Genomic DNA, 12117 nt, shown 5'->3' on the forward strand with positions numbered 1-12117 from the left:
GGGAAGTGAGTTTCTGGGATTGGGGTTCCATATTTTCGACGTGATCATTAGCGGCGGCGGCCCGACGGGGATGATGCTGGCCAGCGAATTGCGGCTGCACGACGTGGACGTGCTCGTGCTGGAGAGGGACGCGGAGCCGAGCCAGGCGGTCCGTTCGCTCGGCCTGCACCCGCGCAGCATCGAGATCATGGACCAGCGCGGGCTGCTGGACCGGTTCCTCGCCCACGGGCAGCAGTATCCCGGCGGCGTCGGTCGCTTCGCCGGGATCGACAAGCCCCGGCCGGTGAACCTGGACACCGCACACGGCTACGTCCTTGGCATCCCCCAGCCGGTCACCGATCGCCTGCTGGCCGAGCGCGCCGGTGAGCTCGGCGCCAAGATCCGCCGCGGCTGCGAGGTGGCACGGGTCGAGCAGGACGAGGACGCGGTGAGCGTCGAACTCGCTGACGGCACACGGCTGCGCTCGCGCTGGCTGGTCGGCTGCGACGGCGGACGCAGCCTGGTGCGCAGACTGCTCGGCATCGGCTTCCCCGGCGAGCCGGCCAAGACCGAGTGGCTCCTGGGCGAGGTGGAGGTGACCGCGGCGCCGGGCCAGCTGGCCGCGGTGGCCGAGGAGGTGCGCAAGACCCACAAGGGGTTCGGCATAGGCCCCGCCGGAAACGGCCTGTACCGCGCCGTCGTGCCCGCGGCGGCCGTGGCCGAGGACCGCTCGGTCCCGCCGACCCTGGAGGAGTTCCGGACGCAGCTGCGGGCGTTCGCAGGCACCGACTTCGGCGTCCACTCACCACGCTCCCTGACCCGTTTCAGCGACGCCACCCGGCTTGCCGAGCAATACCGGGTGGGCCGTATTCTGCTCGCCGGCGATGCGGCGCACGTCCACCCGCCACTGGGAGGGCAGGGACTGAACCTCGGCATCCAGGACGCCTTCAACCTCGGCTGGAAGCTCGCCGCCGAGGTCAAAGGGTGGGCGCCTGACGGGCTGCTGGACAGTTATTACACCGAGCGTCACCCGGTCGCCGAAGGCGTGCTGACCATCACCCGCGCCCAGAGCGAGCTGCTGTCCACCGAGCCCGGCCCGCAGGCCGTGCGGCGGCTGCTGAGCGAGCTGATGGACTTCGAGGACGTCAGACGTTTCCTGGCCGAGAAGATCACCGCGATCGGGGTCCGCTACGACTTCGGCGAAGGACCCGAGCTGCTCGGCAGGCGACTGCGCGACATTCCCCTGTCGCGGGGCCGTCTTTACGAACTCACCCGCAAAGGCCGCGGGCTCCTGCTGGACCAGACCGGCGAACTCTCCGTGGCAGGATGGGCGGATCGGATCGACCACGTCGCGGACGCCAGCGGGGAACTGGACGCGCCCGCGGTCCTGCTCCGGCCGGACGGCCACGTCGTATGGATCGGCGACGACCAGGACGACCTGCTCCACCACCTGCCGACATGGTTCGGGGCCGCCCTCGAGGGCGCCGGAGACGATCACGATCGCCGCCCCTGACGCCGTGCCCGCCGTCAGGCAGCCTGCCAGGTCACGGGAAGCTGTTTCGCCCCGTAGACGATCATGCTTTCCATCCGCTCCAACTGCGCGTCGGGGTCTACCGCAAGCCCCGGCAGCCGTGAGAGCACGGCCTCCAGCGCGATCCTGGCCTCCAGCCGCGCCAGGGGCGCCCCCAGACAGAAATGGATGCCCTGCCCGAAGGCGAGGTGACGGTTGGGTGAGCGTTCGACGTCGAACTCGTCCGGGCTCGGGAACTGCTCCCCGTCGCGGTTCGCCGAACCGATCCAGGCAATGATCGGCGAGCCTGCCGGAATGGTGCGGCCGCGCACGGTCGTGTCGACGGCTGAAAGCCGGTACATGGACTGGACGGGGGAGCGGTAGCGCAGCACCTCTTCGATGGCGTGCGGGAGCAGGGCAGGCTCGGCAACAAGGCGTTCCGCCGTGCCCGGTGATTCGGTGAAGCACAGCACCGCATTGCCGATCAGGTTAGTGGTGGTCTCATTTCCCGCCACGAGCAACAGGCTGCAGAATCCCAGCAACTCGATGGGGCTGAGCTTCTGCCCGTCGATCTCGGCCGCGAGGAGCGCGCTGATCAAATCATTGCCCGGCCGGTGCCGCCGGTCCTCGATCATGCCCATGAAGTACTCCGCCATTTCCCGGTTGGCTGCCGTGTGGACGGAATCGTCGGCGCCCGGGCGGGTCTGGCTCACTATCACGTCGGACCACAGCTTGAACCGGTCCCGGTCAGAGGCCGGAATGCCCATGAGTTCGGCGATCACGATCACCGGAAGCGGATAGGCGAGCTGTTCGATCAGGTCCGTGGCGCCGCCGGCCACCACCGGCTCCAGCAACTCGTCGGTCAGTTCCGAGATGCGCGGGGCGAGCGCTTCGACTGCCCGCGGCGTGAACGCCTGCGTCACGAGCGAACGCAGCTGGCGGTGCCGCGGCGGGTCCGTGTTGACCAGGCTGGCGGCGAAGAGCTGGCCCGTTTCGGAGGGGTTGTCCCCGCCGATCCGGGAAGAAAAAGTGGCGTGCTCGGACAGGACCCGCTGCACGTCGTCGTAGCGGAACACGTGCCAGACGCCGGTGTCCGGGTCCTGGAAAACGGGTTCACTGTCCCGCATGGCTGCGTAGCGGGGAAACGGGTTCAACGGCTGCTCAAAATCCGGAAATGGCGCCATGACTGGCCTTCCTGATGAGGCGGGCGGCCGTCGTTTCCTGGCACTGGACCAACTGCACGGGACGAACTGCGCTGGAACAGGCGTCCAACGGGGCGGGCCGGGTGGCCCCGTCAGATCCCACCCTAATACCGCGCGGCGGCCTTGGCACGGGGAATGTTGCTGCGCCGGCCGCCCCCGGGCACCGGCACGTTGGCAAGGCGCCTGACGACGGCGCCTAACGAAGGGGCCCCGGCTGCGGACAGTACGGAGGAGAACACCCTTCCCCTCACAGGGCAGCATCGGCCCATGATCGTCGCCACACGCCTCAACGGAACGCGCTTCGCGGTCAATCCGGACCTCATTGAACGCATCCACGAGAGCCCGGATACCGGATACGCACTTGGGGACGCTCGACGGTGCCGCCTACGTGGTGCTCGAAAGCCTCGCCGAGGTGGTCGAGCTCACCGCGGAGTACCGGGCATACATCCTGAGCAAGGCCCGGGACTTTCCGGCCATCACCGGCTATCCCCTCAGCCTGGTCCGGACTGAAGGCCCGGACACTGATCCTCGGGCCGCGGGTAGTCGTGGCCCTGGGCGCGGTGCTTGGCCTCATGGGGTTCCTGCACCGCCGGCTGGGCAAGGGCACCGGACGGCGCCGGGCTGACCGTGCCTTGACCATCGTCAGCCGGCAGAGCCTCGGACAAAAAGCCTTCGTGGTGGACACCCTGGCCGCCGAAACCCTCACCCCGGAACACTCCGTGCTCGCGGACGAGCGCCTCCCGTGCCTTCGGGCCGCCGTGAAATCCCTCCCGGAACGGATGCGCTACGTGGTGGAGGAGATCTGCTTCGGCGACCGCACGGTCAAAGACCTGGCCGCGGAACTCGGATCCACGCACGCAGCGGTGTCCCAGCAGCGTTCGGAAGCCATCCGGCTCATGCGAGAGGGCCTGAGCGCCCACTACGCCGACGACCCCGAGCAGCCGTTCCAGCCCCAGTCCAGGATTACCCCGAGGCGGCGCAACGACTACCTCGCCCAGCTGTCCGAATCCACCTCCGGCCTCATCACGCGGGCCGTGTTCCCGCGTGGGCCCATCCTCAACGAGGCCGTCTAAACCGCCCCAAAAACGGTTAGTAAGCCGACTTAGTAAGCTGACCGAGAAATTCCTCCCAGAAGCATCGCGGCCCGGCGCCGCGCTGCGGTAGCGTCGGAAGCATCGGCCGGGGTGCCAGCAATGGCATGCGCGGCCCGCACGGCACCGGTTCTATCGAGGAGGATTCATGAAAGCATCACCCACATTGACGACCAACCTGCAGGCAGTACTGGTGGACCTGATCGAACTCCACGTTCAGGGCAAGCAGGCACACTGGAACATCGTCGGGACCAACTTCAGGGACCTTCACCTCCAGCTCGACGAGATCATCGACGCCGCCCGGGGATTCGCGGATGACCTCGCCGAGCGCATGCGTGCCCTCCACGCCCTCCCGGACGGCCGAAGCTCCACGGTTTCCAAATCCACAGCGCTGGCCGAGTTCCCGAAGGGCCTGATCAACACGAAGGACGCCATCGAGCGGATTGTCGCCGCGCTGGAGGCGGCCGTCGGCACCATGCGCAAGGTCCATGACGAAGTGGACGAGGAAGATCCCACCACCGCGGATCTGCTGCACGAGTTCATCGCCAAGTTTGAGCAGTACGCCTGGATGGTGAATGCCGAGACCATGCGGGCCACGGCCAGCGTGACCACCCCCGACAGCAAGTAGGGACCGGCTCCCACCAGCCCTTAAACAGCAGCGTCCGGCGCCGGGAGGATACCCGGCGCCGGACGCGACGGCGGCAAGGACGCAGGCCCCGGACATCAGGACCAGCGCAATTGACGCCGTGACGTGCACGCCCGAGTCGAAGGCGGTGCGCGCGGCCGCCGTCACCGCCTCGGCCAGGGGCGCCGGAAGCATCCGGGCCAGATCCACAGCGCCGGCCAGGGTTTCACCGGCCTGTCGGGTGGCCGCGGCCGGGGCGAGTTCGGACACGCCCGCCGGAAGCCGGAGGTTGCCCTGGTAGGAGGCCGTCAGGATTGAGCCGAGAATCGCCGTGCCCAGCAGGGACCCCACTTCGTAGCCGGTCTCGGAGATGGCCGCGGCTGCACCTGCCTTGTCGGCGGGCGCCGCGCCCAGGATCAGGTCATTGGAGATCGTCTCCGCGGCCCCCACCCCCAGGCAGAGCACCAGCAGGGCGGCAAGGAGCAGCGACGGGCCCCGGCTGTGGTCGCCGAAGGCCACCAGGAAATAGCCCGCCGCGCTCAGTAGCAGGCCGCCGGCCACCACAAAGCCGGGCCGGACCTTGCGCACCAGCGGGACCACCAGCAGCCCCGCTACAACTGTGGCGATAAGGGCCGGGACCATGGCGATGCCGGAGGCCGAGGGGGACTGGCCCTCCAGCAGCTGCAGGTGCTGGGCCAGGAAAAGAATGAAGCCGTTGAAGGAGAACAGTGCCAGGACGTTGGCCACAATGGCCGTACTGAAGATCCGGTTGCCAAACAGGCTGACGTCGAGCATCGGCGCGGTGCTGTGGTCTGTCCTTTGGGCTGCACTGTGGCCTCTGGCCAGGTTGCGCTGCCGCCGGATGAACACATAGCCCATGAGCAGGCCGGTTCCGATGCCCGCGAAGGCCTCGGGAGCCGGCCCGTGGGTGGCGAGGGCCTTGATCCCGTAGACCACCGGCACCATGACCAGCAGGGACAGGGCAATGCTGGGCACGTCCACCCGGCCCGGCTTCGGATCGCGGGATTCCGGGATCAGCGCCGGGCCGAGCAGCAGCAGGGGCACGATGATCGGCACCGCGACCAGCAGGACGGCGCCCCACCAGAAGTGTTCCACCAGCCAGCCGCCGGCAATCGGGCCGAGGGCGGCGCCACCGGAGAAGCCGGCGGCCCAGATCGCCACCGCCAGCCTGCGCCTGTTGGGCTGCGGAAAGATGTTCCGGATCAGCGACAGCGTGGACGGCATGAGCATGGCGCCGAACAGGCCAAGCCCGGCGCGGCCGGCGATCAGCCACTCCGCACTCGGCGCGAACGCCGTCACGGCCGACACCGCGGCAAAGCCCGCGCTGCCCACGAACAGCAGCCGGCGCCGGCCGATCCTGTCGCCCAGGGAACCCATCGCGACCAGGAGTCCGGCCAGAACCAGGGGATAGGCATCGACGATCCAGAGCAGTTCGACGCCGGAGGCGGTCAGGCTGCTGGCGATGGCCGGCAGGGCGAACGTGAGCGCGGTGTTGTCCACGGCCACGAGCAGGACGGGGAACATCAGCAGGGCCAGCGCCACCCAGTCACGCCACGGAGCCCGGGGCCCGGTGGCCGCAGGAGTGCTGGTGGCTACGGTGATCGATGAAATGCTCATGAGCATAACTGTACCGTCTGGACGGTATAGTTAAGAAATGCGCGGGCGGGCAGGCATGATGGGAGGCATGCCCAGGAAACCCGTCGCCCGCGAGGCCGTCCTCGATGCCTTCGAATCCCTGCTCATCGAAGTCGGTGAACGCGCCGCGACGCTGGACGCCGTCGCGCGCCGGGCTGGCGTCTCCAAGGGTGGCCTGCTCTACCATTTTCCGACCAAAGAGGCCATGATCGCGGTCCTGCTGGAACGGCTGGACCGGCTCCTGGCTGCAGATGTTGCGGCCATGGCGACAGCCCCGGAAGGGGCGGCGGCGTACTTCATCAAGTCCTCGGTGTGGGCGGACACGCCCATGGACCGGGTTTTCGTGGCGGCCACGCGGCTCGCCGAGGTGGCGCACGGGGAAACCCTCCGCCGCTTCGCCGCCGGCCAGGCGAGCTGGCTGGAACTGCTGGCGGCCGACGTCGGGCCCGCCATGGCGAAGGCCGTCCTGTGCATGGGGGACGGGCTGTACTTCAATGCCATGCTGGCGCGGGGTCCCGGCGGTCCGCCGCCGGAAGTCGAGGCGGACGTCCAGAGCCTCCTGGCCGCCGTCGAGCGCCTGCGCGGCTGAAGCCCACCCCCACCCCCCGCCGACCCCCTACTCCCCGCCGACCCCCTACTCCCCGCAGACCCCCTACTCCCCGCCGAATTCGCCGGAAACATTCGAGTACGCCGGAAAGTTGCGGCGACTCCGGGCGTTTCCGGCGAATTCGCGCCGCCGGATTCGCCGCCGGGTGGCTCGCGGCCCGTAACCTGGGTCCGCCGCGGGGAGGGAGTTTGCGGACGCGCGCCCGGCATAGGACAATGAGAGCTGTGACTGTTGTCACCCCCGATTGAACACCCAATTAAATACGCCTTTGATCTGCGGCGGGAGAGTCCTGCAAGTAGGTACAAGCAGGCGCCGTAGGAGCAAACCCTCCCCAGGAATCTCTCAGGCCCATGTACCGCCGCGGCAAGGCATCTCTGGAAAGTAGCAGGCGTGTCCCGGACATGCTGTGCTCACCGACGGTGCAAGCGGAGCCCTGAAACGCGGGCTGCGCGGAAACTCTCAGGTCCAATACAGAGCGGGGAGGAACCCGAATCAATGTGGCGTACCCTGCGCCGCCTGAGTTATGGAGTTCCTTGTGACTGTTACCCCAGCCTCCACGTCCTTCGTTGACCGCCATATCGGCGCGCGCCGCCAGGCCGACGTCGACGCCATGCTGAAGGCTGTCGGCTACGACACCGTCGACGCCCTGGTGGACACCGCCGTTCCGAAGGACATCCGCCAGGATGCCGACCTGGCGCTCGCCGCGGCCCTGAGCGAAGTCGAAGTCCTCGCCGAGCTGCGCAAACTGGCGTCGAAGAACAAGACCGCCGTGCAGATGATCGGGCAGGGCTACTACGACACGCTCACGCCTCCGGTGATCCGCCGCAACGTCCTCGAAGCCCCGGCCTGGTATACCGCGTACACGCCGTACCAGCCCGAGATCTCCCAGGGCCGGCTCGAGGCGCTGCTGAACTTCCAGACCATGGTCCAGGACCTCGTCGGCCTGCCGATCGCCAACGCCTCCCTGCTGGATGAAGCCACCGCCGTGGCCGAGGCCGTGCTGATGATGCGCCGCGCGAATAAGAACAAGACGGCGCACGACGGCAAGACCGTCCTCGACGCCGACTGCCTGCCCCAGACCATCGCGATCGTTAAGGGCCGTGCCGAGGCCCTCGGCTTCGAGGTCGAGGTCGCCGACCTCTCCAAGGGCCTGCCCGACGGGGTCATCAACGGCGTCGTCCTGCAGCAGCCGGGCGTCTCCGGCCGCGTGTTTGACCACACCGCCGTGATCGCCGACGCCAAGGAACGCGGCGCCCTCGTCACCGTGGCGGCAGACCTCCTCTCCCTGACCCTGATTACCCCTCCGGGCGAGCAGGGCGCTGACATCGCCGTCGGATCCGCCCAGCGCTTCGGCGTGCCGCTGTTCTTTGGCGGCCCGCACGCCGCCTACATGGCCGTTCAGAAGGGGCTTGAGCGCTCCATGCCCGGCCGCCTCGTGGGTGTCTCCAAGGACAACGCCGGCGTCCCCGCGTACCGCCTGGCCCTGCAGACCCGCGAGCAGCACATCCGCCGCGAGAAGGCCACCTCCAACATCTGCACCGCCCAGGCCCTGCTGGCCATCGTGGCTTCCTTCTACGCCGTCTACCACGGCCCGGACGGGCTGAAGGCAATCGCCCAGTCGGTCCACGTCCACGCCAAGACCATCGCCGCCTCCCTGAAGGCCGCCGGCCTGGACGTGCTGCACCCCTCCTTCTTCGACACCATCACCGTCTCCGTGCCGGGCCGGGCAGCAGAGATCATCGCGGCAGCCGACGCCAAGGGCGTCAACCTGCGCGCCATCGACGCCGACACCGTCGGCATCTCCGCCGACGAGGCCACAACGGTGGCCGTCGTCGCCGACGTCATCGCCGCGTTCGGCGCGTCCGTGACTGACTCGACTGAAGGCTTCGGCCTGGACCCCGCCGTCGAGCGCACCTCCGACTTCCTGCAGCACCCGGTGTTCAACACGCACCGCTCCGAAACCCAGCTGCTGCGCTACATCCGCCGCCTCTCGGACCGTGACCTGGCCCTGGACCGGACCATGATCCCGCTGGGTTCGTGCACCATGAAGCTGAACGCCACGGCCGAGATGGAGGCCATCTCCTGGCCGGAGTTCGCTTCCATCCACCCCTTCGCCCCGGAATCCCAGACCGCCGGCTGGCGCGAGCTGATCGAGGACCTCGAAGGCCAGCTGACCGAGATCACGGGCTACGACCAGGTCTCGATCCAGCCCAACGCCGGTTCCCAGGGCGAGCTCGCGGGCCTGCTGGCGATCCGCGGCTACCATCTCTCCCGCGGCGATGCCCAGCGCACCGTCTGTCTGATCCCGGCCTCCGCGCACGGCACGAACGCGGCCTCGGCCGTGCTGGCCGGCATGAAGGTCGTGGTCGTGGCCACGGCTTCGGACGGCACGATCGACCACGTGGACCTGACCGCCAAGATCGAGCTGCACAAGGATGCGCTGTCCTGCATCATGATCACCTACCCGTCCACGCACGGGGTGTACGACGCCGATGTCCGCGAGGTCTGCGACGCGATCCACGCCGCCGGCGGCCAGGTCTACATCGACGGCGCCAACCTCAACGCCCTGGTCGGTCTGGCCCAGCCCGGCATGTTCGGCGGCGACGTCTCGCACCTGAACCTGCACAAGACCTTCTGCATCCCGCACGGCGGCGGCGGACCGGGCGTCGGGCCGGTCGCGGCCAAGGCGCACCTGGCCCCGTTCATGCCCGGCAACGCGGCTGACCCGGCCAACGGCGCCGACGGCACCCCGATCTCTGCCTCCCGTTACGGTTCGGCAGGTGTGCTGCCGATCTCCTGGGCGTACGTGAAGCTCATGGGCGGCCGGGGCCTCACCGAGGCCACCAAGTCCGCGCTGCTCGCGGCAAACTACATCGCGGCCCGACTCAACGACTCCTTCCCGGTGCTCTACACCGGCGAAGGCGGCCTGGTGGCCCACGAGTGCATCCTGGACCTGCGCGAACTCACGGCCAAGACCGGAGTGACCGCCGAGGACGTGGCCAAGCGCCTGATCGACTACGGCTTCCACGCCCCCACCCTCGCGTTCCCGGTGGCCGGCACCCTGATGGTGGAGCCCACCGAATCCGAGGACCTGGGCGAGATCGACCGCTTCATCACGGCCATGGTCGCCATCCGCGCCGAGATCGACCAGGTGGCCAACGGCGATTTCAGCGTGGAGCACAGCCCGCTGCGGAACGCCCCGCACACCGCCGCTGCCGTGATCAGCACCGACTGGACCCGCGAGTACCCGCGCGAACAGGCCGTCTTCCCGGTCCACACGCTCAAGCAGGACAAGTACTTCCCGCCGGTCGGACGGATCGACGGCGCTGCCGGGGACCGCAACCTGATCTGCTCCTGCCCTCCCCTCGAGGCCTTCGAAGAAGACACAGCAGTCCACTCCAACGATTCCGCCAACTCCGACTCCGCCAACTAAGGACAGCCAACGATGACTGAGAATTACACGGCACTTTACGAAGAACACAAGAAGCTCGGCGCCTCCTTCACAGACTTCGGCGGCTGGCAGATGCCGCTGAAGTACAGCTCCGAACTCGCCGAACACCACGCTGTCCGCAAGTCCGCGGGCCTGTTCGACCTCTCCCACATGGGCGAAGTCTGGGTCACCGGCCCCGACGCCGCAGCCTTCCTGGACTACGCCCTCGTGGGCAAGATCTCGGCGATGGCCATTGGCAAGGCCAAGTACTCGCTGATCTGCAACACCGACGGCGGCATCATCGACGACCTCATCACCTACCGCCGCGGCGACCAGAAGTTCCTCGTGGTCCCCAACGCGGGCAACGCCAAGGTAGTCGCCGACGCCCTCGCCGAGCGGGCCGGTTCCGGAAAGGACGGCGGGTTCGACGTCACTGTCCGGGACGCCTCGGCTGAAACCTCTCTGATCGCCGTGCAGGGACCCAAGGCCGAGGAGATCCTGCTGCGCCTGGTCCCCGCCCCGCAGCACGAGCTCGTCACCGGCCTGAAGTACTACGCCGCCGTGGACGTCCCGTTCATGTTCGCTGGAGCCAGCCACGACCTCCTGCTGGCCCGCACCGGCTACACCGGTGAAGACGGCTTCGAGATCTTCGTCGCGAACGACGACGCCGCCGCCCTCTGGCAGGCGCTCGTCGCCATCGCAGAGGACGGCGAGCTGACCCCCGCCGGCCTCGCGTCCCGCGATTCGCTCCGTCTCGAGGCCGGCATGCCGCTTTACGGCAACGAGCTCTCCCTGGAGGGCGATCCGTTCGCCGCCGGCTTGGGCCCCGTCGTCGCCCTGTCCAAGGAAGGCGACTTCATCGGCAAGGCCGCCTTGGCCGCCAAGAAGGAAACCGGCGCCGGCGCCACGACGGGCCGCAAGCTCGTCGGGCTCAAGGGCCTCGGGCGCCGGGCCGGCCGCGGCCACTACCCGGTCCTCAAGGATGGCAACGTCGTCGGCGAAGTCACCTCCGGCCAGCCCAGCCCGAGCCTCGGCTACCCGGTCGCGATGGCCTACGTCGACGTCGAATTCACCGAGCCCGGCACCGCACTGGACATCGACCTCCGCGGCAAGGCCGAACCCTTCGAAGTTGTCGCACTGCCTTTCTACAAGCGCCAAAAGTAGCCGAACGGGTACCTCAGCGGGACCGGGTGCCTCAGCGGTACCCGGCCCGGGGCGGCAGGCCCCAGTTTTCACGCGTGCTCGCTCGTTTGACCCGCCGTCCCCCTAGCCTCGCAAGCTCGGCCAGGGAACCCAGACGGCAGTCACTCGCTTAGACGCACGCTTTCGAAAACCGCGGCCAGCCGCCCCCTCGCGAGAAGCTCACCTTTGTGGAAAACCGACCACAACAGGACCAACGGGTACCAGCGCCTTCGAAAGCCAAAAGTGCTGGAGGATGTACCGCCTACCGCGGGGTAGGTCGGTCCCAAAGGGTGCCACGCCAAGCTCGATCATTGGGGGTTGAGCTTGATGACACCCTTGGAGCCTCGGAGCACCGCCGGCTCTGGAAGATATCGAAAGGCCACTGTTTATTCCGGGAAAACGGCTGGCCCCGAAAACTGAACTGAATAGCGGCGGGTGAGGGGATTCCGGAAGCGTGCGTCTAAGCGAGGAACGAGCGAGCACGCGGAGGAATTGCCTCATCCGCCACCCAACCCACCACAATTGTTGTGGCCCACGACTTTTCAAACGTAAAGGAAAAACACATGGCAAAAGTTGCCCCTGAACTGCAGTACTCCGACGAGCACGAGTGGGTTGCGCGGGAGGCCGGGAACGTTGTGTCCATCGGCATCTCCGCCGTCGCCACCGACGCCCTGGGCGACATCGTTTACGTGGACCTGCCCGAGGTCGGGTCGACGGTGACTGCGGGGGAGACCTGCGGTGAGGTTGAGTCGACCAAGTCGGTCTCGGACCTCTACGCACCGGTGACGGGTGAGGTCACCGAGGTCAACGACGCCGTTGTCGATGACCCTTCTCT

At 68.0% G+C, this 12117-nt stretch carries 9 protein-coding genes, 1 pseudogene and 2 riboswitches; of the genes and pseudogenes, 8 read left to right on the forward strand and 2 right to left on the reverse strand.

All coding sequences use genetic code 11. From position 1 onward, the window contains the following. The first annotated feature begins 31 nt into the window (after positions 1 to 31). Positions 32 to 1492, forward strand: coding sequence for a rifampin monooxygenase (gene rox, locus AC1DRO_RS20205; RefSeq protein WP_476952199.1), 1461 nt, complete (start codon positions 32 to 34; stop codon positions 1490 to 1492). A gap of 14 nt (positions 1493 to 1506) precedes the next feature. On the opposite strand, the gene AC1DRO_RS20210 is transcribed toward rox, so the two are convergent. Then, complete coding sequence (locus tag AC1DRO_RS20210) at positions 1507 to 2673, reverse strand: cytochrome P450 (protein WP_476952193.1); 1167 nt, start codon at positions 2671 to 2673, stop codon at positions 1507 to 1509. 409 nt (positions 2674 to 3082) lie between these two features. Here AC1DRO_RS20210 and AC1DRO_RS20215 point away from each other — a divergent pair, with 409 nt between their 5' ends. The 3 genes from AC1DRO_RS20215 to AC1DRO_RS20225 all read left to right on the forward strand — a co-directional run bounded on the left by AC1DRO_RS20215 (position 3083) and on the right by AC1DRO_RS20225 (position 4410). Further along, entirely contained in the window at positions 3083 to 3316 is a 234-nt protein-coding gene (locus AC1DRO_RS20215) for a hypothetical protein (RefSeq protein WP_476952200.1), read from the forward strand. Next, the gene (locus AC1DRO_RS20220) at positions 3237 to 3764 is read left to right on the forward strand and encodes a hypothetical protein (protein ID WP_476952201.1); all 528 of its coding nucleotides are present in this window, start codon (positions 3237 to 3239) and stop codon (positions 3762 to 3764) included. The genes AC1DRO_RS20215 and AC1DRO_RS20220 overlap by 80 nt, the downstream gene beginning before the upstream one ends. A gap of 166 nt (positions 3765 to 3930) precedes the next feature. Continuing rightward, positions 3931 to 4410 (forward strand): Dps family protein, encoded by a 480-nt coding sequence (locus AC1DRO_RS20225; protein WP_028275324.1) that lies wholly within the window; start codon positions 3931 to 3933, stop codon positions 4408 to 4410. Positions 4411 to 4476: 66 nt separating this feature from the next. On the opposite strand, the pseudogene AC1DRO_RS20230 reads toward AC1DRO_RS20225, so the two are convergent. Beyond that, positions 4477 to 6045: pseudogene (locus tag AC1DRO_RS20230) on the reverse strand (MFS transporter); the annotation flags it as partial. A gap of 67 nt (positions 6046 to 6112) precedes the next feature. On the opposite strand from AC1DRO_RS20230, the gene AC1DRO_RS20235 reads away from it, so the two are divergent. From AC1DRO_RS20235 to AC1DRO_RS20250, 4 genes are all read left to right on the forward strand, one after another. Continuing rightward, the gene (locus AC1DRO_RS20235) at positions 6113 to 6652 is read left to right on the forward strand and encodes a TetR/AcrR family transcriptional regulator (RefSeq protein ID WP_476952194.1); all 540 of its coding nucleotides are present in this window, start codon (positions 6113 to 6115) and stop codon (positions 6650 to 6652) included. Positions 6653 to 6939: 287 nt separating this feature from the next. Then, a riboswitch (glycine riboswitch) is annotated at positions 6940 to 7038 on the forward strand. A 1-nt stretch (position 7039) separates the two neighbouring features. Beyond that, a riboswitch (glycine riboswitch) is annotated at positions 7040 to 7154 on the forward strand. A gap of 39 nt (positions 7155 to 7193) precedes the next feature. Beyond that, complete coding sequence (gene gcvP / locus AC1DRO_RS20240; protein ID WP_476952195.1) at positions 7194 to 10103, forward strand: aminomethyl-transferring glycine dehydrogenase; 2910 nt, start codon at positions 7194 to 7196, stop codon at positions 10101 to 10103. Between the two features lie 12 nt (positions 10104 to 10115). Next, positions 10116 to 11264, forward strand: coding sequence for a glycine cleavage system aminomethyltransferase GcvT (gcvT, locus tag AC1DRO_RS20245; RefSeq protein WP_476952196.1), 1149 nt, complete (start codon positions 10116 to 10118; stop codon positions 11262 to 11264). Positions 11265 to 11845: 581 nt separating this feature from the next. Then, a partial coding sequence (locus AC1DRO_RS20250; RefSeq protein ID WP_476952197.1) for a glycine cleavage system protein H occupies positions 11846 to 12117 on the forward strand: 272 nt, incomplete at its 3' end.

The sequence above is a fragment of the Arthrobacter sp. P4_F11 genome, assembly GCF_056401395.1.

Coding starts and splice junctions, on each gene's coding strand:
- AC1DRO_RS20210 (WP_476952193.1), bottom strand. CDS start 2,673: ATGGCGCCATTTCCGGATTTTGAGCAGCCGTTGAACCCGTTTCCCCGC.
- AC1DRO_RS20225 (WP_028275324.1), top strand. CDS start 3,931: ATGAAAGCATCACCCACATTGACGACCAACCTGCAGGCAGTACTGGTG.
- gcvP (WP_476952195.1), top strand. CDS start 7,194: ATGGAGTTCCTTGTGACTGTTACCCCAGCCTCCACGTCCTTCGTTGAC.
- gcvT (WP_476952196.1), top strand. CDS start 10,116: ATGACTGAGAATTACACGGCACTTTACGAAGAACACAAGAAGCTCGGC.
- AC1DRO_RS20235 (WP_476952194.1), top strand. CDS start 6,113: ATGCCCAGGAAACCCGTCGCCCGCGAGGCCGTCCTCGATGCCTTCGAA.